This window comes from Labrenzia sp. THAF35 (assembly GCF_009363595.1).
Lineage (GTDB): Bacteria > Pseudomonadota > Alphaproteobacteria > Rhizobiales > Stappiaceae > Roseibium > Roseibium algicola.
In genome coordinates, this window is the sequence record NZ_CP045380.1 from 4544082 (window position 1) to 4565012 (window position 20931).

Annotated in this window: 26 protein-coding genes and 1 tRNA gene; 9 read left to right on the forward strand and 18 right to left on the reverse strand. The window is 57.4% G+C overall.

Going from position 1 to position 20931, the window contains the following annotated elements; all coding sequences use genetic code 11:
• Window positions 1-48: 48 nt before the first annotated feature.
• Entirely contained in the window at window positions 49-1218 is a 1170-nt protein-coding gene (locus FIU93_RS20780) for a cysteine desulfurase family protein (RefSeq protein WP_152506598.1), read from the reverse strand.
• A gap of 300 nt (window positions 1219-1518) precedes the next feature.
• On the opposite strand from FIU93_RS20780, the gene FIU93_RS20785 reads away from it, so the two are divergent.
• The 3 genes from FIU93_RS20785 (at window position 1519) to FIU93_RS20795 (ending at window position 3613) form a co-directional block, all read left to right on the forward strand.
• Complete coding sequence (locus FIU93_RS20785; protein WP_022998747.1) at window positions 1519-2187, forward strand: alpha/beta hydrolase; 669 nt, start codon at window positions 1519-1521, stop codon at window positions 2185-2187.
• 60 nt (window positions 2188-2247) lie between these two features.
• On the forward strand, window positions 2248-2724 hold the full coding sequence (locus FIU93_RS20790; RefSeq protein WP_152506599.1) for a GNAT family N-acetyltransferase: 477 nt from the start codon (window positions 2248-2250) through the stop codon (window positions 2722-2724).
• A gap of 97 nt (window positions 2725-2821) precedes the next feature.
• Complete coding sequence (locus FIU93_RS20795) at window positions 2822-3613, forward strand: GNAT family N-acetyltransferase (protein ID WP_152506600.1); 792 nt, start codon at window positions 2822-2824, stop codon at window positions 3611-3613.
• 27 nt (window positions 3614-3640) lie between these two features.
• Here FIU93_RS20795 and FIU93_RS20800 read toward each other — a convergent pair whose 3' ends face one another.
• Both FIU93_RS20800 and FIU93_RS20805 read right to left on the reverse strand, forming a co-directional pair.
• Window positions 3641-4123: a DUF2155 domain-containing protein gene (locus FIU93_RS20800; RefSeq protein ID WP_152507659.1), complete on the reverse strand. Its 483-nt coding sequence runs from the start codon at window positions 4121-4123 to the stop codon at window positions 3641-3643.
• A gap of 177 nt (window positions 4124-4300) precedes the next feature.
• A complete protein-coding gene (locus FIU93_RS20805) occupies window positions 4301-7231 on the reverse strand; it encodes a valine--tRNA ligase (RefSeq protein WP_152506601.1) in 2931 nt (976 codons plus the stop codon).
• A 219-nt stretch (window positions 7232-7450) separates the two neighbouring features.
• Here FIU93_RS20805 and FIU93_RS20810 point away from each other — a divergent pair, with 219 nt between their 5' ends.
• Window positions 7451-7843 (forward strand): DUF1284 domain-containing protein, encoded by a 393-nt coding sequence (locus FIU93_RS20810; RefSeq protein WP_286202446.1) that lies wholly within the window; start codon window positions 7451-7453, stop codon window positions 7841-7843.
• 21 nt (window positions 7844-7864) lie between these two features.
• Here the strand turns inward: FIU93_RS20810 and FIU93_RS20815 are convergent, their stop codons facing one another.
• The 3 genes from FIU93_RS20815 to FIU93_RS20825 form a co-directional block, all read right to left on the reverse strand.
• Entirely contained in the window at window positions 7865-8608 is a 744-nt protein-coding gene (locus FIU93_RS20815) for a DUF2497 domain-containing protein (protein WP_152506603.1), read from the reverse strand.
• A gap of 284 nt (window positions 8609-8892) precedes the next feature.
• Window positions 8893-10284, reverse strand: a complete 1392-nt coding sequence (locus FIU93_RS20820) for a TolC family outer membrane protein (protein ID WP_235814873.1) — start codon at window positions 10282-10284, stop codon at window positions 8893-8895.
• A gap of 210 nt (window positions 10285-10494) precedes the next feature.
• Window positions 10495-11157: a protein-L-isoaspartate O-methyltransferase gene (locus FIU93_RS20825; RefSeq protein WP_031268553.1), complete on the reverse strand. Its 663-nt coding sequence runs from the start codon at window positions 11155-11157 to the stop codon at window positions 10495-10497.
• A gap of 250 nt (window positions 11158-11407) precedes the next feature.
• On the opposite strand from FIU93_RS20825, the gene FIU93_RS20830 reads away from it, so the two are divergent.
• Both FIU93_RS20830 and FIU93_RS20835 read left to right on the forward strand, forming a co-directional pair.
• A tRNA-Cys gene (locus tag FIU93_RS20830) sits at window positions 11408-11481 on the forward strand.
• A gap of 404 nt (window positions 11482-11885) precedes the next feature.
• The gene (locus FIU93_RS20835; RefSeq protein ID WP_152506604.1) at window positions 11886-12125 is read left to right on the forward strand and encodes a hypothetical protein; all 240 of its coding nucleotides are present in this window, start codon (window positions 11886-11888) and stop codon (window positions 12123-12125) included.
• A 4-nt stretch (window positions 12126-12129) separates the two neighbouring features.
• Here FIU93_RS20835 and FIU93_RS20840 read toward each other — a convergent pair whose 3' ends face one another.
• Entirely contained in the window at window positions 12130-12678 is a 549-nt protein-coding gene (locus tag FIU93_RS20840) for a hypothetical protein (protein ID WP_152506605.1), read from the reverse strand.
• 143 nt (window positions 12679-12821) lie between these two features.
• Window positions 12822-13151 (reverse strand): hypothetical protein, encoded by a 330-nt coding sequence (locus tag FIU93_RS20845; RefSeq protein ID WP_152506606.1) that lies wholly within the window; start codon window positions 13149-13151, stop codon window positions 12822-12824.
• A 35-nt stretch (window positions 13152-13186) separates the two neighbouring features.
• On the opposite strand from FIU93_RS20845, the gene FIU93_RS31460 reads away from it, so the two are divergent.
• Window positions 13187-13336, forward strand: coding sequence for a hypothetical protein (locus FIU93_RS31460; protein ID WP_173017369.1), 150 nt, complete (start codon window positions 13187-13189; stop codon window positions 13334-13336).
• A gap of 49 nt (window positions 13337-13385) precedes the next feature.
• Here FIU93_RS31460 and FIU93_RS20855 read toward each other — a convergent pair whose 3' ends face one another.
• The 7 genes from FIU93_RS20855 to FIU93_RS20885 form a co-directional block, all read right to left on the reverse strand.
• Window positions 13386-13736 carry a hypothetical protein gene (locus FIU93_RS20855; protein WP_152506608.1) on the reverse strand — a complete coding sequence of 117 codons (351 nt, stop codon included), beginning with the start codon at window positions 13734-13736 and terminating at the stop codon, window positions 13386-13388.
• On the reverse strand, window positions 13736-13954 hold the full coding sequence (locus FIU93_RS20860; RefSeq protein ID WP_152506609.1) for a hypothetical protein: 219 nt from the start codon (window positions 13952-13954) through the stop codon (window positions 13736-13738). Before FIU93_RS20860 ends, FIU93_RS20855 begins: the two co-directional genes overlap by 1 nt.
• Before the next feature lie 186 nt (window positions 13955-14140).
• Window positions 14141-14857 (reverse strand): peptidoglycan-binding protein, encoded by a 717-nt coding sequence (locus tag FIU93_RS20865; protein WP_173017370.1) that lies wholly within the window; start codon window positions 14855-14857, stop codon window positions 14141-14143.
• Window positions 14858-14934: 77 nt separating this feature from the next.
• The gene (locus FIU93_RS20870; RefSeq protein ID WP_152506611.1) at window positions 14935-15951 is read right to left on the reverse strand and encodes a late control D family protein; all 1017 of its coding nucleotides are present in this window, start codon (window positions 15949-15951) and stop codon (window positions 14935-14937) included.
• A gap of 4 nt (window positions 15952-15955) precedes the next feature.
• Window positions 15956-16171, reverse strand: coding sequence for a tail protein X (locus tag FIU93_RS20875; protein ID WP_209010189.1), 216 nt, complete (start codon window positions 16169-16171; stop codon window positions 15956-15958).
• A gap of 2 nt (window positions 16172-16173) precedes the next feature.
• The gene (locus FIU93_RS20880; RefSeq protein WP_152506613.1) at window positions 16174-16611 is read right to left on the reverse strand and encodes a phage tail protein; all 438 of its coding nucleotides are present in this window, start codon (window positions 16609-16611) and stop codon (window positions 16174-16176) included.
• Window positions 16612-16621: 10 nt separating this feature from the next.
• On the reverse strand, window positions 16622-18991 hold the full coding sequence (locus FIU93_RS20885) for a phage tail tape measure protein (protein ID WP_152506614.1): 2370 nt from the start codon (window positions 18989-18991) through the stop codon (window positions 16622-16624).
• 146 nt (window positions 18992-19137) lie between these two features.
• Here FIU93_RS20885 and FIU93_RS20890 point away from each other — a divergent pair, with 146 nt between their 5' ends.
• Both FIU93_RS20890 and FIU93_RS20895 read left to right on the forward strand, forming a co-directional pair.
• Window positions 19138-19485, forward strand: coding sequence for a hypothetical protein (locus FIU93_RS20890; RefSeq protein WP_152506615.1), 348 nt, complete (start codon window positions 19138-19140; stop codon window positions 19483-19485).
• Window positions 19482-19802, forward strand: coding sequence for a hypothetical protein (locus FIU93_RS20895; RefSeq protein WP_152506616.1), 321 nt, complete (start codon window positions 19482-19484; stop codon window positions 19800-19802). Before FIU93_RS20890 ends, FIU93_RS20895 begins: the two co-directional genes overlap by 4 nt.
• A gap of 33 nt (window positions 19803-19835) precedes the next feature.
• On the opposite strand, the gene FIU93_RS31465 is transcribed toward FIU93_RS20895, so the two are convergent.
• The 3 genes from FIU93_RS31465 to FIU93_RS20905 all read right to left on the reverse strand — a co-directional run bounded on the left by FIU93_RS31465 (window position 19836) and on the right by FIU93_RS20905 (window position 20926).
• The gene (locus tag FIU93_RS31465) at window positions 19836-19982 is read right to left on the reverse strand and encodes a hypothetical protein (protein WP_173017371.1); all 147 of its coding nucleotides are present in this window, start codon (window positions 19980-19982) and stop codon (window positions 19836-19838) included.
• Complete coding sequence (locus FIU93_RS20900; protein ID WP_152506617.1) at window positions 19982-20347, reverse strand: phage tail assembly protein; 366 nt, start codon at window positions 20345-20347, stop codon at window positions 19982-19984. The genes FIU93_RS31465 and FIU93_RS20900 overlap by 1 nt, the downstream gene beginning before the upstream one ends.
• Window positions 20348-20413: 66 nt before the next feature.
• Entirely contained in the window at window positions 20414-20926 is a 513-nt protein-coding gene (locus tag FIU93_RS20905) for a phage major tail tube protein (RefSeq protein ID WP_152506618.1), read from the reverse strand.
• Window positions 20927-20931: the final 5 nt, after the last annotated feature.

Here is a 20931-nt window from a genome sequence, read left to right on the forward strand (position 1 = left end):
CTTGTCACCTGCGCCATGTCTGGCAGCGAAGCTGCCTAAATCTTGTCGTCAAGCCGCCTGATGACGTGCTTGCGGATTGAGCCTGCCGACGATTTTCGGCCACAGCTCAAGGAACCTGTCGATATCGGCGCCGCTGGTATTCCACCCCATGCTGATACGCAACGCGCAGCGGGCAAGATCTTCCGGAACGCCCATGGCTGTCAGCACATGAGACACGGAAACCTTGCCGGAAGAACAGGCTGAACCGGATGAAACCGAGATATGGTCGAGATCGAAAGCGATCAGCGCGGTTTCTGCCGGAATGCCCGGAACGGCAAAGCAACAGGTGTTGGACAGTCTTTCGCCCTTGTCGCCAAAAATAACTGTCGAAGGACAAATCGCGCACAGCCCGGCTTCGAGCTTCGCCTTCATATCGGTCAGATGGCGCGTATCGGCGGATTCTTCAAGAGCGGCTTTGCTGGCAATGCCGAAGCCGGCGATTGCCGAAACATTCTCCGTGCCGCCACGGCGCCAGTTTTCCTGTCCACCACCAACCATCAAAGGCGCAGGAACCCGGGCTGTTGAGCGCACCACAACCGCGCCGATGCCTTGCGGACCACCGAACTTGTGAGCAGACAGCGTCAGGACATCTGCCTTCCAGCTTTCCAGATCGATCGGCATCCGGCCGGCAGCCTGAACCGCGTCGACATGAAAGAAGTGGCCGTGTCTTTCGGCAATGGCACCGATTTCGGCAAGAGGCTGGATGACACCGGTTTCATTGTTGGCAGCCATCACGGAAATGAGGCTTGGCCCGGCGTCCTTGACAGCCAGTTCGAGGGCACCGAGCTCAACACGGCCATCGCTGTCGACAGGTATGACCACTTGATCGGAAACCGCAAAGCGTCCGCCAGTCATCACGGAAGGATGCTCGATAGCGCTCCTGAACAACTTGTCGAGGTAAACGGGCGCTCCCTGGTCTTGCCAGGCCGGTGATAGCGCCGTCATGTTCGCTTCCGTTCCGCCGGACACAAATGTCACAGCACGGTTCCTGGCATTGCAAAGACGGGCGACCTGTTCGCGTGCAGTTTCAATGCGTCCACGCGCCTTGCGGCCGTGAGCATGAACGGAGGATGCGTTGCCTGCATCATTCAGCACCTCGACCATGACCTCACGCGCGGTTTCGCGCAAAGGCGCGCCGGCGTTGTGGTCCAGATAGATCGGGGCTGACTGCTGCTGCATAGCGCCTCTTACGCTTGAACTCGAGTTTCGCAAAGAATCGAATTTTCGCTTTACTATCAGCTACATGTGCGAAAAACCTTGAATTTTTCCGCCATGATGACGATAACTGCCCCCAACCGGTCGAACCGAGCATCGTCTGCCTGTTGAGGGATGGTGCGAACTTTCGAATAATTCTAAACAGGGTTCTAGAAACTCGGAGACAAAGAGTCAAGTTTAGACTTACGGGAAACCACGTATCGTGAGCCCAAATTACCGCGCGATCTTCTTCTGCGCGACAAAATGACAAGGACATAGCGTTTCATGCCTGAGGTGATCTTCAACGGTCCCGCCGGCCGGCTTGAGGGCCGGTTCCATCCCGCCAGAAAACGCAACGCGCCCATTGCCCTGGTTCTGCATCTGCATCCGCAATTCGGCGGCACGATGAACAACCAGATCGTCTACCAGATGTACTACATGTTCGCCCGGCGCGGATTTGCAGTGCTGCGTTTCAACTTCCGCGGCGTCGGCCGTTCGCAAGGCTCCTTCGACCATGGCCAGGGCGAACTGTCCGATGCAGCGGCGGCTCTCGACTGGGTGCAGACCGTTCATACAGACGCCCGCGCCTGCTGGATTGCCGGTTTCTCGTTCGGTGCCTGGATCGGCATGCAGTTGCTGATGCGCCGCCCTGAAGTGGAAGGCTTCATCTCGGTCGCCCCACCGGCAAACCTGCACGACTTCTCGTTCCTGGCCCCCTGCCCGTCCTCCGGCCTGATCATTCATGGTGATAACGACAAGGTCGTTCCGCAGAAGGATGTGCAGACGCTGGTCGACAAGCTGAAAACCCAGAAAGGCATCGTGATCGATCACGAAACCATTCCGGGAGCCAACCATTTCTTCGAAAACGATATGGACGAGCTCATGCAGCGTTGCGGCACCTATGTGGATGGGCGGCTTGGGCTGACGCCATCCGATTACGTCGACATCGACTGACACAACACCGAAGCCCGCCACCCGGCGGGCTTTTCATTTGTCCGAACGCCTGCGGTTCTCATGCCCGTCTCAACAGACAGTCTCGTCATTCGCTCGGCAAAGTCCGAAAATTTCCAGGGACTTTGCGCGCTCTATGCCCAACTGATTTCCAACGACATTGCCGCTGATGATGATTTTCGCCTCGAAACTTTTCACCAGATCCTGACGCAACACGGTGTCGATTTGCTTGTCGGAGAACTGGCAGGCACATTGGTTGCGACCTGCATGCTGATTGTCGTGCCTAATCTGACGCGTGGCTGCGCACCATTCGCCCTTGTTGAAAATGTCGTTACACATGCCGACTGGCGGGGGAGCGGAATTGGAAAGGCACTACTTCGTGTTGCCACCGACAAGGCGTTTTCGGCCGGATGTTTCAAGGTGATGTTGCTGTCGGGTTCAGCCAACAAGGACGCTCATCGGTTCTACAAGAACCTCGGGTTCACCACTTCCAAGACTGGCTTTGAATTGCGCGCTCCAGGGTACCCTGCACGCAATTGAGAGCAACCGCCAAGTCCCTGTAACAATTAGCAGACTGGACAGACCGGTATTTGCCTGCCTTGATTTCCCAGATTGAGAACCGGGAGGCGTGAACACGATGGCCGGCTACTTCGGGACGGAACAGCAAATCAAGCTCCAGCAGCGAGCGGAAGAACGTTACGGCTGGACCATGAAGACGCCCGGAGCCTGCTGCAATGTACGCACGCTCGGTACGGACGATCCTGATGCCCTGGGGCTCGACACCATTTTCGAAGTACTGGCAGAAGATGGCGTGTTCGGGTTTCGTCTGCTTGAAAAAGCCCGTCAGCCCGACCTGGAAAACGCTCTGACAGAAAACGGCTACCGGCTGGACACCTGGGATGTCTTCGTGGGCGACACAAATGCGATCCGCGACGCAACAAGGCCGACCCTTTCAACCGCCCTTCCAGGCGGCATTCGCGCATTTTCAGAGCTTGACGGCGCAGAGGGTCCGCTGACGCGTTCGTTCCAGGAATTCATGGCAACGGCTGGAATCGCTCCGTTCTCAGGATCGTTCCTGAATGGCGATCATGGTGCGGTTGTTTCCGTCGGGTTGATGGATGACGCCGGCAGTCTTGCTGCTTGTGCCCACGCCTATCTGCCGCACAATCATCACAGCCCCTATCACAGTTATGCCTGGGGTGGTCTCGTTGCCGTTGCTCCCGAACATCGCGGTAAAGGGCTCGGCACTTACGTCAATGCGCTGATGGCGGACGCTGCACTGACACGACTTTCCGCGACACATGTCTATGAACTGGTAGCGGCAACGAACACAACGTCACGCCGAATGGTCGAAGGTTGCGGGCTGTCTTTGTCGCAAGAACTCTATTCCGGGCTCGCGACCAGGGGAGCAGAACGGTTTACGCGATAAGACCCAAAGCCGTTTTCCGACTTCTGCCTACCCCTGGAAGGGTTTCGGACGCGGCACGCCCGGACCAGTATCCACACCGTCGTCAGGTCCAGCCAACGGGTCTTCGCCCTCTGCAACGGTGCCTTTAATCGGAGGACCGGCATAATCTTCTGGCGGCGGAACGCTTGAGGCAAGTTTACAATCGGTCAGCCAGATATCGTACACGGGGTGCTCAACCGCGTGGAGGCCCGGGCTGGCTGCAAACATCCAGCCGGAATAGATCCGCCGTACTTCGTTGTTGAGCGTGATTTCATCGACCTGAACAAAACCGGTCGTGAGAGGCGATTCTGTCTGAGGGCGCGTGTGACAAACTCTTGGCGTGACCTGCAGCGCACCGAACTGGACGGTTTCACCAATGTAAACATCGAAGGAGATGATACGTCCGGTGATCTTGTCGAGGCCCGAAAAGACTGCGACCGGGTTTTCGATTTTTTGAGCGTTTGCAGAAACCAGGGGCGTGACCATCGCCATCGCCGCGATTCCTAGGCCTGCGCCCAGGCGCTTTACCGCTTTCATCGTGTCAAACTGGTCCGCCATCAGCTTCAATTCGATTCCTTAGGTGCTAAGCATACGTGTGTTCTTTTATGCGGCGCTAGCACCGAATTGCGGCCCGGAAAAGACAAAGCTCGTTCCGGGCCGAGAAATGATCTAGCCGATTTCCGCCAGACGACCGAGCGCCGTCTGGACCTTCTCCAGCTTTTCCTTGGATTCGGCAACTTTTTCGCGTTCGCCGTCAACAACCTCTTCGGGGGCCTTGGCAACGAATGCCGGGTTGGAAAGCTTCTTCTCGATCTTCGAGATCTCACCTTCCAGCTTGCCGGCTTCCTTCTGAAGTCGGGTCTTTTCTGCACCAAGGTCGATGACCCCGGCGAGTGGCAGACAGACCGTGGCTTCGCCAACAATAATCTGGGCCGCTCCGGAGGGAGCTGCATCAGCCAGGGAAACGGTCTCTGCCCTTGCCAGACGAAGAATGGCAGACTCGTGGGTCTTGAGCCGGGCCTTGGTCTGTTCACTGGCCCCTGCGACGACCACCGAGACCTTCGCACCTGCCGGAATGTTCATTTCCGCGCGAACCGATCTGATTTCGGAAATCAGATCGACAAGCCAGTTGATCTCACCAGCCGCAGCCTCATCGGAAACCTTGGGCTCCGGCCAGGCAGTCAGCATCAGCAAGCCATCATGCGCGTTGCCTTCGTCTCCGAGACGCTCCCACAGTTCTTCCGTCAGGAACGGCATGATCGGATGCAGGACCTTCAGGATTTCGTCCAACGCCCATGCTGCCGTTGCCCGGGTTTCAGCCTTGGCAGCTTCATCATCACCGTTGAAGATCGGCTTTGCGAGTTCCAGGTACCAGTCGCAGAACGTGTTCCAGGTGAACCGATAGGCAGCACCGGATGCATCGTTGAACCGGAAGTCCTCGAGTGCCGCGGTCACCTCGGCGATACAGCGGCTTGCTTCCGTTGCGATCCAACGGTTGAGCGTGTGCTTGGTTGCTGCCGGGTCGAACCCTTCCATCCGGGCACAGCCGTTCATTTCGGCGAACCGGGCAGCGTTCCAGAGTTTGGTGGCAAAGCGCTGACCGCCTTCGGCTGCCTGGTCGGACATCCGAAGCATTCTGCGGGCCTGAACCTCCTGGCTCGCAAGCGCAAACCGGGTGGCATCGGCGCCGAAACGGCCGATCAGATCGAGAGGATCGATCACGTTTCCGGTCGACTTGGACATTTTCTTGCCCTTGCCGTCAACAACGATCGAGTTGAAGTAAACCGTGTGGAACGGCACTTCGTCCATGAAATGAATGCCCTGCATCATCATCCGGGCAACCCAGAAGAAGATGATGTCGAGACCCGTGATGAGCACATCCGTCTTGTAGTAGCGCTCGAGTTCCGGCGTCTTGTGTGGCCAACCAAGCGTCGAAAACGGCCAGAGCGCAGAGGAGAACCACGTGTCCAGGACGTCCTCGTCCCGCGTCAGCGCCTTGCCGCCTGCCATTGCAACGGCCTCTTCCTCGGAATGTGCGCAGTATTCCTTGCCATCTTCATCGTACCAGACAGGGATCTGATGGCCCCACCAGAGCTGGCGGGAAATACACCAGGGCTGAATGTCGTTGAGCCAGTTGAAATAGACCTTGTCGGCGTTGCCGGGAATGAGCTTGGTCGTGCCGTCCTGAACGGCTTTCAAGGCGGGAGCCGCCAGTGTCTTGGCATCGACAAACCATTGGTCCGTCAGCATAGGCTCTATGACCACCTTGGAGCGGTCTCCGAACGGCTGCATGATCTTCTTGGACTCGACCAGCGGCAACCGCTCCGGCGCTTCCGCGCCTTCCTCCAGCGGACGAACGACGGCCCGGCCAAGCGTGTTCCATTCAGGGGCCTGCCCCTTCATCCAGGCAACGTCCGGATGATCCGCCGGCGCCGTAACTGCCAGACCTTCCGCCGTGATCTGTTCGATAACGCGTTTGCGCGCCTCGAACCGGTCAAGTCCACGCAGATCGTCCGGAACGATGTTGATGAGATCGACCTCTTGAATGGTCATCTCTGCGCCATCGATGATCGCCTGGGCCTTGGCAGCCTCTTCGACATAAGGCGCACCGTCGGCGCGCATCGCACCCTTGGTGTCCATCAGGCGGTACATAGGGATCTTGTTGCGCTGAGCAACACCATAGTCGTTGAAGTCATGTGCACCTGTGATCTTGACCGCCCCCGAGCCGAAATCCGGATCCGGATATTCGTCGGTGATGATCGGGATCAGACGACGATGTTCCTTCGGCCCGACCGGGATTTCGCAGAGTTTGCCGACAATTGGCTTGTAACGCTCATCGTCCGGATGAACGGCAACGGCACCGTCACCCAGCATGGTTTCCGGCCGCGTCGTGGCAATCGAAATATAGTCACGGGTCTCGCGAAGGGTGATGTTCCCCTCTTCGTCTTTCTCAACGTATTCATAGGTCGCGCCACCGGCCAGCGGGTAGCGGAAGTGCCACATGTGTCCATCGGTTTCGATGTTCTCGACCTCGAGATCCGAAATGGCTGTCTCCATCTTCGGATCCCAGTTGACGAGCCGCTTGGACTTGTAGATCAGGCCCTCGTTGTAGAGGTCGACAAAAACCTTGCGGACGGCCTCCGACAGGCCCTCGTCCATGGTGAACCGTTCACGCGACCAGTCGCATGATGCGCCCAGACGCTTGAGCTGAGCGATAATCGCGCTGCCGACTTCTCCCTTGTAGCGCCACGCACGCTGTACGAATGCCTCGCGGCCGATCTCTGTGCGGCTCGGCTCGTTGCGTTCGGCCATCTGTCTTTCGACAGCGATCTGAAGCGCGATCCCCGCATGGTCGGTGCCCGGCTGCCAAAGAGTATCGAAGCCCTGCATGCGCTTCCAGCGGATCAGGATGTCCTGAAGCGTGTTGTTGAGAGCATGCCCCATGTGCAGCGAACCGTTCACGTTCGGCGGCGGAATTACGATGGAAAAGGAGGCTGCACCCTCTTTGGCACCAGCTCCGGCCTTGAAGGCCTCCGCCTTTTCCCAGGTTTCGTAAATCCGCGGCTCAACGCTGGCCGCATCGTAGGTCTTATCCAGCATCAGGGTCACTCAATGGGAGAATGAATTTCGATTTTCGTGAAGCACCGTGTAAATCGGATGCGCTGCCGCAAGTCAACCGCCTATGCAGGCCAATCCCGCAGCCATGTGGCGCATTTGGAGGGAGAAGCGCCTATCCGACGGTCAGAACTTGGGTTGAATGACGTTTGCTGCGATAAGCGGGTCATGACCGTTTCAATCCGTCCACACCACCTGCTTTGCATGCTGACCTATCTGGGCAAAGGCTATACGCCGGCCTTTGTCGAAAATTACAGCACAATCGTTCAGCGCCTGAATGAAGGTGAACCCATTGAGCTGGTAGAAGGCCCAGACACCTTGTGCCGGCCAATGTTGGACGAACCGGGGTGCCATTGTCGAAATGAAAGCGTTCGCAACAGGGACCGGACAGCGGCCGCGGATATTGCACTGGTGCTCGGACGCCCTCTTGAAATGGGCAATTCCATCGTTTTGGACCGACAGACCCTGTCTTTTCTGAGGGATGCGTTCGCTAACGGCTCAATCCGCAAGGCTTGCCAAGGCTGCGAATGGCAGAGCATGTGCTCAGCGATTGCCAGAAACGAATTCAGGGGATGCCATCTGACATCCCCTGACTGAAAATCGTCGAATTAATCCGGCCTAGCGCCGGCGCGTCACGCGCTGAATTTCCTTTTGAACCATCTGCTCGACCATGCCAGGCAGGTTCTGGTCCAGCCATGCCTTCAGCATCGGCCGCAGCATTTCCTTGACCAGCTCCTCAACCGTCTGCGCCTGGGAGCCTACAAACATGTTCGACAGGTTGTCGAATGCCGCGTGAACGGCTTCACCGGTGTTCTGAGATGTCAGAGGGGCATCGTCCGCCACATTCGGCAAATCGTCTGGCACCGGCCGAGCGGCCATCACAGGTTCAGGGTCGAAAACAGGTGCTGGTTCGGGATCAAATTCAGGAGCAGGTGGAGCCGCGAAGGAAATGTCTCCTTCGTCGCCGTCCAGGTCCTCTGCCATTCCTTCGACAATGTCCATCGCATCATCGTCAGGAATCGCCAGTTCCTCGGTCAGCTCCAGAACGTCTTCGCCTTCGTCCTCTTCGGCATCCGCAGCCATGGCTGCAGCCATGTCATCCGCGTCGTCGTCTTCTACCGGAAGGTCGTCTTCATCATCGTCGCTGCTCATGTCGAACAGCTTGTCGAGATCGTCCTGGGACATTTCGGAGGCATTGCCCATATCGTCCGCCGCCTCTTCTTCTACTGGTGTCTCTACGGGTTCGCTGCTGCCGCTTTCGCCGTCTTCGGCTCCCTGGGAGTCCTCATCGGATATGATTCGGCGGATCGACGCGAGGATTTCCTCCATCGACGGCTCATCAGCCTTCTTCGCCTGCGCCATGACTTCCCCCGTACTTACCGGCTACGCTCAGGAACAGTCTGTTCCATCAAAATGATTCGTTAACCGAAATTATGCGGGTCAATAAGAAACGCGCAAAGTGAACGCGCCCCGAAGCATCGCCTTATCCCCTTTTTAGTCGGGAATTACCGATCAAGGGTGGAATTCGGCCAGACGTTTCACGTCATCCTTCGTAAATTTGTCAGGATGTTCAGCCGAATAACAAAAGCGGCTGAAGATCTTTCGACCGTCAGCCGCCATCGTGAAGAATATAAGTTACCAGTTTCTTACCGGCCATCCGGAGTGCGCAGACCAAACCACTGGTCCCGCACAGCCTCGTAATGCTGCTTCGGATTGTAGCGGGCAACGTTGAGGCCAAGTGATTCAGCGTCCAACCGGCCAATCGAAGCAACCAGCTGATATCCGCTGACAATCCGGTTGCGCTGCGCGGTTACGAGATTGGACTGCTGAATGACCAGTTCGCGCTGCGCGTCAAGAACGTCGAGCGTGGTGCGCTGACCGACGCGCTGCTCTTCAATGACGCCTTCCAGAGCCAGCTGCTGTGCTTCGACAGCGGCCTGGGCTGCAACAATGGAAGCTTCAGCCGCCTGGTAGTTACCCCAGGCGGAAATGACGTTGGCGCGAATCTGATCGCGCGCCACATCCAGCTGCAGACGGGTCTGGCCCAGTTCTTCCTTGGCCTGTCGCACACGCGAAGACACGCCACCACCCTGATAGAGCGGAATGCTTACGTTACCGAAGATCTGCGCATTGTCGCTGTAGTCGGTCGTTGCAGACGGGTTCCACGATCTGGAAATGCTACCATCCAAGGTGACGGTCGGCAGAAGTTCACCTTCGATCGTCTTGATGTTGAAAATGGCGGCATCGACAAGGTGTTGCGCCTGCCGGATCAACGGCTGATGTGTTTCGCTCAGCTGCATCGCCTGGTCAATGGACTTGGGAACGTAGCGGCTGATCGACGTATCGGCCGAAAGGCTGCGTGCCTCAACGCCGATCACCTGACGGTAGATGGCGCGACTTGTATTCAGGTTGGCCATCGCGGTGTTGAGGCTGGCGCGGGCTTCGGCAGCGCGGGCTTCCGCCTGGCTGACGTCCGTCCGGGTGCCCTCACCTACGTCGAACCGGTCACGTGCGGCTCTTACCTGTTCCTGAAGGAAGGCAAGGTCACTGCGCTGAAGCGACACCAGAGCCGTATCCCTGATCACATCCACGTAGGACGTTGCCGCATCCAGCAGCGTGTCCTGTTCCGTCGACATCAGGCTTTCGCGCTGAGCACGCACGACAGCTTCTGCCTGACGGGTGGAATTGATCGTCCGGAAGCCGCGGAACAGAGTCTGACTGATCGTCAGCGAGATCGACGCGTTGTTGCGATAGTCGATCGCCGAGTCGGCCCCGGCTGCGAGGCGTCCGGCCGCTGCGGATGCTGTCACGGTTGGCCGCCAGCCCGTCAGTGCCTGAGGCACATTCTCATCCACACCACGAAGCTGCGCACGCGCCGCGTTCAAGGTGGGATTGTTCGAATAGGCAAGCGCCAGCGATTCTCTGATGGTTTCAGCATCAGCGGGAGACAGGGAGGCACCGGTCAAGGCGGTGGCGGAAACGCCACCCAACAGGCCAATAGCAATGGTCAAAACTTTTAGAGTTGAACGACCAGACACCCCACACTCCTTCCGGGTCAACCTACTTGATCCTGTTGAGTAAACTGATGGGTGTTATTCTTCAACCGTTTGAGAGCGGATAATTGCGAATTTCCGCGAGTGCGGCTTAATGGCAACAAGTTATCGCTGCGTTAAGCCATTTCTCCGCTTTTAAAGCAAAAACCCGCCATCATTCGGCGGGTTTCTGTCAGTCCAGACCAAATTGATCGCTCAGAAAACGAATTCGTCAGCCTTGTCGAAGCCAGGAAGCACGCTAACGGAGGCATTGAAACCGAATCGGCTGCTCACCGCTGAACCCGATTTCTGGTAGAGTTTGGCGACGCCAGCACCACCGCGTCCTTCAATCACTGCCAGACGTCCTGTCGGCTTCAGCTGGTCAGTCAGAGCCTTTGGCAGCACCTCGACGGCTCCGTCCACGAAAATGACGTCGTAAGGTCCTTCAGAAGAATATCCTGCTGCCAGTGCGCCTTCCACAACAACCGCATTTTCGATGCCGAGATCGACCAGAACCTCGGTTGCCGTCTTGGCAAGGTCCGGATTTTCCTCAAGAGCCACGACGGAAGCAGCAAGTTTGGAAACGACTGCAGCGCTGTAACCGGTGCCAGCTCCAATGACCAGAACGACATCGCCTTCCCGGATATCCGCTAGTTGAACCAGCTTTCCGAAAATATGCGGCTTCATCAGCATGCGGCCGGTTTCGACTGCTCCAATCGGCAGATCTTCGTCGATATAGGCAACGGCACGTTTGGATGCGGGAACGAAGCGCTCGCGCGGCACCACTTCCATTGCGTCCAGGATCCGGTGATCGGTCACATCGTTGGTGCGCAGCTGGTTATCCACCATCTTGCGGCGGGACTGATTAAAGTCCGTCATATCGGCCCTCACTTTGACATGCCGGATTACCGGCGCCTCTTGAGAAACGTTCATTAGCGATGCAAAGGCTGCCTGACAAGTATGCGCGCGAGCAGATCCTGCGATGGCACCCGGTTTCTGCGGAAAATAAGCAGCAACTCATGGCTTTCCTCAAATCGATAATCGGCAACGGTGGAAATGTGTACGACGTTGAAAACAGGGCTTGACCAAATCGCGCAACTGTTTGATAAGGCGCGGCACACCACCTAGGGGCCCTGTGGCGGAGTGGTGACGCAGCGGATTGCAAATCCGTGTACACCGGTTCGATTCCGGTCGGGGCCTCCAGACTACTTTCCCCCCATTGATTTCATTGGCTTTTTTGGGTCTAAACGTCCCACTTTTTGCCACCCCTGAAAAAGTGGGACATTTTTGTTCCCAGTTCACCCCTCCCCAGGGGCGCCCTTGAAGTCACCGCGAGCGTGCCGAAGCGCTCCTTCAAAAGCTTCTGCAACCGCGGCCACTTCAACCCAATCAGCTGAGCTACTGCACTTGTCTTGAGCGACTTTTGCGAGTCCTTCCAAACCTTCAGGCTCTTGTGGGTGACCGTCCAGAAGCGCCCTCGCCATATATATAGACGCGCAAATATCATTCGAATTCATTCGTATCTCCATTTGTTCGTGACCGGATCTTGCCAGATTAACCGGAAGATCGATATTGGAACAAAGTGAGAACAAATTTCAGGACTGGATATGTCACGTCGCAGTGGACGCGGTTTCATCAACACCCAGGAAGTGCTGGAAAAGCTCTGCGTTGGCAGAGCTGGAGCTGTCCAGGTCATGCGATCGGCAAAGATCGGATCGCCGATATATCGCACAGCCATGCACTTGAGCGAGGCGATTGACGACATGGCTGAAAAGCTGACCGGCGATCGAACCCATTTTCACGACAAGCCCGCAACGACCGCGCCACGGGAAGATCCGGTGAAATGACCTTTCATTTTATTGCTAACAGAACATCTCCCGCCAGCTGACACCCCCGAAAAAAACATCCGAAACTAGCTGCAGCGAATATTACGCCAATCCAAGCTGTGATGGATGCCCACTTATTGGCGCTGGTAAGCTTCGGCAGGTTTATCGATTTTGTTTCTTCGAAGTGCTTCTTATTGGCTTCAAAATATTCCGGCATGTGATCACTATGCCACTTTACATATTCAAGTCTTTGCAGGTTGTCTGAACTTTCAGCGATAATCTGATAGTTGACATATGCAACAAAACTGCAAACTCCCGATGCGACAACGCCAAAAACGAAATACGCAGCAGGCCAATACAGACTTGAAGCTGCGACACTGTCGCCGTTGTTTGAAAAGCCAATCAATACTGGAGGTAGAGCGAACAGAGCCGCTCCATTCAGGAGAAACGCACTTCGAACCGCCAGCATCGCGAAATTCGCGGACATTTGATTAAATGCGATCCCACGCGTATTTGCGCGGTCCAACGACTTGTCATATCGACCTGATACGATCTCTTCGCCTTTGCGTGTCACCTTCAAGTGCTCCATCGCAGTTCTTGATTGCATCGTAAGAAATTACAGAACACAGGCTATATCAGAAGGAGCAGAAAGGCGAGCAACGCCCGCCTTTTGCTTGCACACTGGAGGCAGTGATGGAAATCGCCTCGCGAGACAATTTACCTGCGGGGAACTCCCCGCCAGATTTCCAGCAGGTCCTGCGCAAATGTCTTTGGGTCACGGCTTGCCCTCAGGAGGAAAACCGCGATGTTCCTGCCCGTCATCGCAAGAATTCCGGCCATGCCGTAAGCCCACATTTCACCAAATCCGAGCAGAGCCCTCACCGGCTCTCCGAAAACGAGCGCAGCAATAAACCCGACAAAGAAGGTCATGCAGCGATCGCGCGCCGACAAGTCCTTCGGCAGAGCCGCACCAATCATTGCGAAGGCCGTAATCGCCGCTATTTTTGTAAGTGGCAGGTGCCAGATCCATTCGAGAAAGTCTTTCATTCCACATCCCCGCCTAAGCTGTTTCGATAGGTGTCGTGCCAGATCGCGCAGCGCGCGACCCGGCTGTTCGCCCGGCCGAGGGCCTGGTCTGTTTTTATGAGCGCGACATCAAGCGGATCGCCGAGAACAACGCCCGATCGTTCTCGCTTCCTGCAGTCTTCCGGCAACGGCGGATCTGTCTGTGACTGCGCAGCCGCCGCGCCGATCCGTGCGCCGGCCGAGATCGCCCGGTCCCTATCGGTTTGACAGGCGGTCAAGAAGACGCTGATCAACAACATCACGGGAAGTCGATTCATAGTTGTCCAGCTCCTGCGCTTGGATAGTGGCAATGGCTTCAGCTTCCGAGAGTTGTCGTTGGAAGGAGAAATTCGCCGCCTCCGCGGCGTCGGCCCGTTTGCGAGCCGCCGTCAGTTCGGCCTCGGCCGCCGCCAGCTCGACGTCTGCGACGTAAGACGTCACAGCGGCACGAACGGCACTCGACTTATCCAGCCGGTGCCAGGTGTAGAGCGCCGCCGCAACCGCAAGAAACGCGAGCACGACGGCGCCGGTTCTGGATTTCCAGACCGCAACGGCAAGCGCCAGCATCAGCCGTAATCCTGAGGCGAAGGTGCTTTCGACATCAGCTGCTTGCCCACAGCATCGAGGCCGAACGCGGCAACGGCAAAGGTGATTACCGGAGCAACGAACAGCTCTGCCCAATCACGAGCCGCCGTGCCACCGCCGTGCAGCAAGTCATAAAAACAGAGCGCCGCCAGACCAGCCAGCAGCGCCCACGCGGTTTCCCGCTTGTAGGTCTTCACCATGGATTTTCTCTCAGTCGGGGATGATCGAAATTCGGTCGTCGATCTGCAGTCGCCAGACGCCGTTGAGGCACCGAAATGTTCCGATTGAAGTTGAAATGAACTGTCCGCGCCGCTCAATCAGCTGCACTTCCAACCCGTGCCATGCATGCCCCTCAGGAGCCTGCACGACACATCTGTTTCTGCGCGTCACCGGGTAGCTGCGTAATCAGCCGGCTCAACGCTATCCGCACGCAGGGCCGGATATCTGCGAAACGGGAAGGTCTTCGGCCAACGGAACGCGATAAACTTGCTTGCAGGAAACGAGCTGATCGTGACCGCGTTCTGCTGGTTGCCCCCCATCAGAAAGACGCGGCGTTTCGCGGCGTCATAGCCGACAACAATGCCGACATGTCCGGAGTTTGCGGTCCAGCGAATGACGCCAATCGCTCCAACCAGAGGGCCACCGGCATCCATGCCGAACGCGCGCCAGTTCTGAGCAAAGAACGGATTGGACGGAACCGGCTCATCCGGAAGAGTCTTCACGATGCAGGTTTCAACGGCATCTCCGCACCAAGGCAGCTTCGAAGGATCGCCAAGGAACTTTCCGAATTTGAGCCATCCGGACAAGGCAGTCTTGTCGCGGACCTCGTGCAGGCCCATGCGCCGATCCATTTCCTTGAGCCAGGGCGGCATGTCCTGGGAAGGAACATCACGCGTCGCCACTCGGCCGCGGCCGTTCGGCGACTGCCGAAGAAGTTTGATCGTATCACTGTCCGCAAGGCCTGACACTTTCAGCCCCTTGAGAGCTTGGAACTTCTTAATTTCGCTGGTGGTCTCGTTTCCGATCTCCCCATCTTCAGCGATATCTGCACCATGCAGGTTAAGTCGCTGCTGAAGCCATTTTTCAAACGTCAATGTGCTCATTGCGCCCTCCATCGTTTGGGCATGAAAAAACCCGCCACTTGGGCGGGTTGGGTGAATTCTGCGATTTGGATCGACCGTCAGCGGCTGTCAGTTCCTGCGCCATCCTGAGGCTGTTGCAACTCCAGATCAGTCGTTGCGCCGCCCGTTCGGCTTGCTGAGTGCGTGACGGATACAATCCGGTAGGTGCCATCGACACCAGCCCGCGTTCCCTTCAATTGAAACTGCGCCTCGGCCTGCGCCTCAGGCATCAGATCAAGAGTGACCCGGCCTTTTCCGCCCTCGCGCTCAATCTGCGCCTTGCGAGCCTCGGCTATTTCCTTCGCCTGATTTTCATCGTGCGCGACAGACCGAACAAGATTGACGGCTTCGGCACGCTCACCAGCCTTGCCCGCATCCGTCTTGTAGATCAGCGGCAGCCCCTTTTTCCTGTCGACGTATGGCACCTCGACGGACTTGAACACTGTGCGTGTCGACAGCGGCTCGATATCCCACGAGATCAGGTTGCCGGACCCATCCGGCTTGAAGAGACCGGAGATCATCGGAAGGCCGAAGTCCTGTCCATGTTTGGCAAGAACTGCCATAGGGCCGCGAAGCTTGAAGGTAGCACCGAGTTCGCGGGCCAGTTTCTCGCCGATGTGCAAAAGGCTTTCGCCATCCGCTGCGATATAGTCGCGTGCGATATTTGCTAAAGCCGGGTCGATCTTCATTTCGAAACCGGCCCTTTGCCCCAGCTTCTTCAGGAAGTCCCCGACCGTCCCCTCATCCTGATGAAGGCGCTGCGGCTGCTTTGCCTTGCCTTTCACGTCGAAGCCCTTGGCAGAGACAGACAGCGATCGGCCACCGGACCTGTTGCCGGAGGACTTCACGCTGTCAATCACACCGGAGAACACCTGAACGCCGTTCAGCCGAACCGCGACTTTGCCGCCTGGCTGCGGCAGTTTGATCTGGCCGCCGGCATCATCGAGCGTCAGCGAACAGCTGTCAGATGAAGCGCCGGCCTTGTCGGTCACCGTGATCTGCTCCAGGTAGTTCGCCATCTTCGAACTCACGTCCTGACCGTCGATCTCAACCGCCCATCTCGTTTTCCACGCCATCAGATCACCCGAACAAGGTTATGACTTCGCGGGCCTGGACGGTTTCCGCAGGAAGGTCTGGCAAGACGACATCTGTGCCAACCGGCACATAGACACCGATCAGCTTCGGATTGAGTTTCATTGCCTCTTCAATGAGAGCCAGGCCGCGCAAACCATGCTTGCGCCACAAGATCAGATCGAGCGTAAGATTATCGCCCACGATCTTTATTGTTTCGGTCATTATCACCCCAAGATGTCGAAAAGCTGCAAAAGCGAAGGGATGACCTGCAGGCCGGTAGACTGCTGTGCAGGCACCTTTTTTAGGGAAACCGAAACCCGAACCCTTGCGCCGATACCGTCCCGCAGAAGGTCGCTGTGGTGGTCGCGAAGGCTCACAATCATGTAGCTGCCAAGCCGCACCCCGTCCCCGCGCATCACCGGTAAGGCAGCGCCCTGTTTCATATGAGAGCGAAGCGCTTCCAGTTGCGGCAGACCGCCGATTTTCGCCGGCAGGAGCTGACCGCGCATGCTGAGCGTGTCATCCCCCTCGCCCATGAACTCCGCGCCCTTGAGGCCGTTCAACAGAGGCTTGAAGGCAATGTCCGCCGAGCCCGACCGGCTGACAGCATCAAAGGCAAACGGGTATGTGTCGACCGCGACCGCGCCGATCATGTAGAGCATGCTTTTCCCCTTACACCACTGACCAACCGGTATCGGCCTGAAGCCCTGCCAGCTGCGAACGGATCTCTTCACCGATCTTCTCGGCAATTGCCTTGGCGTCCTGCGCGCCGTGAACGTTGATATTTTCGATTGAGAGGCTTACGGATTGCCCGCCACCTTGCTCCTGCCCTGCACCGGCCAGAATGCGCTTTGTCGCGGAAGCGCTGTGAACGAACCCGTTACTGTCAGGCGTGAACAGCTCATCGCCTTTTTCCGCCGTGCGGTAGGTTCTGCCGGCGACGACTGGACCGCCGAGGGCGCGAGCCCCTTCAATCTTTGGCTGAGGTACCGCAGGGGCTTCACCGCCGCCACCGCCGAGGAACGAAGGCCAGCGGAAATTTCCCGACAAGTCGATGCTGCCAATTGCCGAGACGATCCGATCCGGGATTGAACGCAGGAAGGCAAAGAAACGTGTGAAGGGTTCGATCAGGGCGTCGACAAGGACTTCACCAACCCGGCGACCCGCATCGCGGAACTCCCCTTCCATCTGGGCGGAGTGATCCTTGATCGTGAAGATGTCGCTGATCCAGTTGCCGACCCGGCCAGGTATCCCCATCACAAATTCGACCATGCTGTCGAAAGTGGATGTCATGACCGAATAGGCGGTGTTGAGCGTCGAGCGGATTTCCGCCTCATCCAAGCCAAACATCGCACCGAAGTTGACGATCTTTTGTGTCGCCCACTTTCCGATATGATCGGCAATGTCGCCCGCAAAACCGGCAACCTGCTCTACCAGCCTGCCGAGACCAGCGCCGACGACCTCGGCAAATCCGAGTGTGTACGCCTTGATCAATTCCCAATGGTGATAAACGGTTGCGGACAGCGCCGCGATACCGGCAACCAACAAAAGGACTGGCCATGAGATACCTGCAATCGCTCCGCCAATCACAAGAGCGGCAGCCTTCACCGTACCGGCAGCAGCAGTCGCGGCGGCTGCGATAACGCCAAATATCGTCCCGCCGCCGGTAGCTGCGCCTAACATCGATGCAGCGAAGACCGCAAGGCGAAGCCGCTTTGTGGCCGCAAGGATAAGATCCGCACTGCGGCCAATGACAAGCGCCGCATTCAAAACCCCGCCCTTCAGGAAAAGGAAGGAATACCGGCTTGCGATGGCGGCAATATTCAAGGCGACGAGCGCTGCCGTCACGCCGACAACCGCAGCAGTCACCTGCGGATAGGCAGCGGCCAGATCCGCGATCGCGCTAATCGTAGGCATCACCGCCTCGATGATCGCTGTCAGCGCCGGCAGCAAAGCATTGCCGATCGCAATGGCAAGTTCGGTCATGCGGTTCTGGAAACTTTGAAGCTTCGCATTGAAGGTCTGCGAACGAACCTCGAATTCCTTTTGCGCGGAGCCGAGATAGTTGGTTTCGCTCGCCACCTGGCCGAGGGCATTCTGCAAAAGCTCTGCGTTCTCGATCAGCGGCATGACGGCGCGTGCCTCATCCCCGAACAGATCGGAGATCGTCGAGGCCTGCAATTCCTTCGGCAGCGCGCGGATGCGCGCAATGACATCCTGCAGTGTGCCAACTGCATCCTTTTGAAGGCGCTGCGCTACGTCCGTCGCGGACAGGCCGAGCTTCTTGTATGCCTCATGCTGGCGCTTGGACGCAGACTCGCCACGCGCCAGCGCCTTGGTCACATTGCGGAAGCTCGTGGCCGCAACATCAGCCTGCGCACCGGCCGCAACCATCGCCGAACCAATCGCCGCAACCTCGCGCGCCGAAAAGCCCATGGCGGTACCTGCAGACCCAACCCGCCGCATGAAGTCCAGCAAGTCAGCAGCCGAGGACGCAGACGTATTGGATAGGTGGTTGAGCACATCAGCCAACTCGCCGGTCTGTTCCACGGTCAGGCCAAGCGCGGTTTTGATCTTGGCAAGGCTTTCGCCCACCTGGTCGGCCGACAGGTCGAAGGCAACGCCAACCTTTGCCGCGATTTCAGCGAAGGCGAGCAGTTCCTCACCCTGCATACCGGCCTGCCCGGCAGCGGCAACAATCTCCGCAATCCCGGTTGCAGCCACTGGAATGACCCGGCTGAGTGCAAGGATATCGGCGCTCATTTGCTTGAGCCCGTCCGGCGTGTCGAAATCAACCACCTTGTTGACATCCGCCATCACCGCTTCGAATTCGCGGGCTGCATTGATCGGCGCAGAGATCGCCTTGGCGAGCACATAACCGACGCCAACTGCGTCCAGCATCCGGCCGCGCATGGCATCCATTGCCCTGGCGTTTGCATCGACGCGCAGGCGCATTTCGGTCAGGGACTGACTGACGGCGCGCGCCGGACGGGACACGCGCTCAATCAGCGACACAATGAGTTGTGACGTGAGGGTTGCCATTCTCGTTGGCCTCTAGGTTGTAAAACTGATACGTCAACACCACCCGCTCGACACGCAACGGTTGACGTGCTTTCCTGCGCACTATCCGAACCAGGCGGCCCGCACCTGCGGATAGCTACTTTTCTGATTGCGAGCGGAGTTGAACTATGAAGAAGGCTGGTGGAATAATTGCGCTAATTGCCGGCATTTTTGCCGTGCTTGCAGCATTGGTAACTCTATTTATTGGTGGCGTAGCAACTGCCGTGGAGGCGGATCAGGCCGATGTTGCTGTCGGCCTTGGTTGGGGCGGTATTGTTTTTTCGTTCCTCACAATTGCCCTGGGAGCGGTGGCGATAGGATCGACATCCCGGTGGCCCGGTATTCTTCTGATCGTTTGCGCCATTGCCGGAGCGATCCTCGGTGGCACGCTGGTAGCGGTTTTCATGTGTCTGGCCCTTATTGGCGGGCTGATCGCAGCCTTGGGCAAGTCCCCGCAGAAGGAAGTTCCGCAATGAAACTAGCCGTTTTCGCTGCTGTTGCGTTGTCTGCCCAACCCGCTTTTGCTTGGAGCGAGTCAGAGCAATATGACGCCGCAAAGCGGTTAGGTTCGGTCATTGCAGCAGAAAGCTTCTGCGGCATGTCCTACAAGCAGAGCGCCATCAGCGGCTACGTCGAGCGAACGGTTCCCGCCGACGACATGGGCTTTGCGTCCATACTGGATACCGAAATCTACAGCGCTAACTATGACCAAGGGGAAATGGAACAGTCGCAAAAGACCGCTCACTGCACACAGATGCGCCGTGTGGCAAAGTCATATGGTTTCATAGACTGACCCGTTTTTTCAGGCCTTACAACGTGGGCAGGGTTATTCCCTGCCCTTCGTCTTTTTGGCTTCAGCCTCGATCTGCAAGACCTCTTCGACATGGTCGAAATAACGGAAGAAGGTTGGAACGTCCCAGTCCTCGATTTCCGTCAGGGACTGATAAAGGTACCGCGCGATCTGCGCGGCCATCAGTCCGAATTTTGTGCCCGCCGAGCCATTTCTGCCTGAATGCCTTCCCTCAGGCCGTAGTTCATCGCCTCTTCCGTCACGAGGCTCATCTTGACGTCCTCCCAGGACTTTCCCATGAGAGGTGCGACCTGTTCTTCAAGCGCCGCATAATCATCGGCATTGAGATCGAAGATCACTTCCGCCGGAACACCTGCCATTGAGGCGTAGACAGCCCCGGTCTTTTGCAGAATGCTTTTGTAATCATCCGCCGCGACGAGGTCCCGGACCTTGCGTTTGCGCGCGAAAGTCAGCTTGTCGAAGGTCTTGCCGTCGTGCTCGACCGGCTCTTCGAGGGTAAGTTCGACGGGAGCGATTTTCTGAGACATGTGGTTTCTTTCAAAAGAAAGGCCGGGACTGAGCCCGGCCGGTAGAGGTTGCGAGGAAGGATTGAGTTACGCGCCGAGCGCGCCGCGCACGCCCTCGAACAGATCAACACCGTTCCGGCGAAGGATGCGTTCCCAGAAGTCGATGTAGAACAGCTCCTTGCCGTCGAGCGTGAACTCGAAGTGCGTCACTTCCGTCAAAGCGTGGTTGCAACCCTGGAAATCGACCGGGTCGCTTTCATCGGACTCCCATTGCGTGACGGCACCTTCGATAACCGCGCGAGCAGGTACCTGAACTCCGGTATATTTCTCAGTGTACGCACCCGCAAAAACCCATCGATCGCGCTCACCGAGACCGCCGAACACCTCGGTATCGAGGCCTTTGACCATGAACTTTGGCTCAAGCGCCTCAATGCGAGGCAGGGTGAAGTCCGTAGCCATCACGCTCCCGCCAGGGTTATGGCCTGCCGTCGCGAATTTGATCGGCGGGATAGTCAGCTTCGAAATTGTGTGAACCCTCGACGTACCGGGCGTTTCCGCACGGCGAACATCTACGGCTGTCAGCATGTATATTTTCTGCATGATCA

Bases quoted from the DNA above. Each gene is read 5' to 3' on its own strand.
- FIU93_RS20780 (WP_152506598.1), bottom strand. From the start codon at position 1,218: ATGCAGCAGCAGTCAGCCCCGATCTATCTGGACCACAACGCCGGCGCG.
- FIU93_RS20785 (WP_022998747.1), top strand. From the start codon at position 1,519: ATGCCTGAGGTGATCTTCAACGGTCCCGCCGGCCGGCTTGAGGGCCGG.
- FIU93_RS20790 (WP_152506599.1), top strand. From the start codon at position 2,248: ATGCCCGTCTCAACAGACAGTCTCGTCATTCGCTCGGCAAAGTCCGAA.
- FIU93_RS20795 (WP_152506600.1), top strand. From the start codon at position 2,822: ATGGCCGGCTACTTCGGGACGGAACAGCAAATCAAGCTCCAGCAGCGA.
- FIU93_RS20800 (WP_152507659.1), bottom strand. From the start codon at position 4,123: ATGGCGATGGTCACGCCCCTGGTTTCTGCAAACGCTCAAAAAATCGAA.
- FIU93_RS20805 (WP_152506601.1), bottom strand. From the start codon at position 7,231: ATGCTGGATAAGACCTACGATGCGGCCAGCGTTGAGCCGCGGATTTAC.
- FIU93_RS20810 (WP_286202446.1), top strand. From the start codon at position 7,451: ATGCTGACCTATCTGGGCAAAGGCTATACGCCGGCCTTTGTCGAAAAT.
- FIU93_RS20815 (WP_152506603.1), bottom strand. From the start codon at position 8,608: ATGGCGCAGGCGAAGAAGGCTGATGAGCCGTCGATGGAGGAAATCCTC.
- FIU93_RS20825 (WP_031268553.1), bottom strand. From the start codon at position 11,157: ATGACGGACTTTAATCAGTCCCGCCGCAAGATGGTGGATAACCAGCTG.
- FIU93_RS20835 (WP_152506604.1), top strand. From the start codon at position 11,886: ATGTCACGTCGCAGTGGACGCGGTTTCATCAACACCCAGGAAGTGCTG.
- FIU93_RS20845 (WP_152506606.1), bottom strand. From the start codon at position 13,151: ATGAAAGACTTTCTCGAATGGATCTGGCACCTGCCACTTACAAAAATA.
- FIU93_RS20855 (WP_152506608.1), bottom strand. From the start codon at position 13,736: ATGCTGGCGCTTGCCGTTGCGGTCTGGAAATCCAGAACCGGCGCCGTC.
- FIU93_RS20860 (WP_152506609.1), bottom strand. From the start codon at position 13,954: ATGGTGAAGACCTACAAGCGGGAAACCGCGTGGGCGCTGCTGGCTGGT.
- FIU93_RS20865 (WP_173017370.1), bottom strand. From the start codon at position 14,857: ATGAGCACATTGACGTTTGAAAAATGGCTTCAGCAGCGACTTAACCTG.
- FIU93_RS20870 (WP_152506611.1), bottom strand. From the start codon at position 15,951: ATGGCGTGGAAAACGAGATGGGCGGTTGAGATCGACGGTCAGGACGTG.
- FIU93_RS20875 (WP_209010189.1), bottom strand. From the start codon at position 16,171: ATGACCGAAACAATAAAGATCGTGGGCGATAATCTTACGCTCGATCTG.
- FIU93_RS20880 (WP_152506613.1), bottom strand. From the start codon at position 16,611: ATGCTCTACATGATCGGCGCGGTCGCGGTCGACACATACCCGTTTGCC.
- FIU93_RS20885 (WP_152506614.1), bottom strand. From the start codon at position 18,991: ATGGCAACCCTCACGTCACAACTCATTGTGTCGCTGATTGAGCGCGTG.
- FIU93_RS20890 (WP_152506615.1), top strand. From the start codon at position 19,138: ATGAAGAAGGCTGGTGGAATAATTGCGCTAATTGCCGGCATTTTTGCC.
- FIU93_RS20895 (WP_152506616.1), top strand. From the start codon at position 19,482: ATGAAACTAGCCGTTTTCGCTGCTGTTGCGTTGTCTGCCCAACCCGCT.
- FIU93_RS31465 (WP_173017371.1), bottom strand. From the start codon at position 19,982: ATGGCCGCGCAGATCGCGCGGTACCTTTATCAGTCCCTGACGGAAATC.
- FIU93_RS20900 (WP_152506617.1), bottom strand. From the start codon at position 20,347: ATGTCTCAGAAAATCGCTCCCGTCGAACTTACCCTCGAAGAGCCGGTC.
- FIU93_RS20905 (WP_152506618.1), bottom strand. From the start codon at position 20,926: ATGCAGAAAATATACATGCTGACAGCCGTAGATGTTCGCCGTGCGGAA.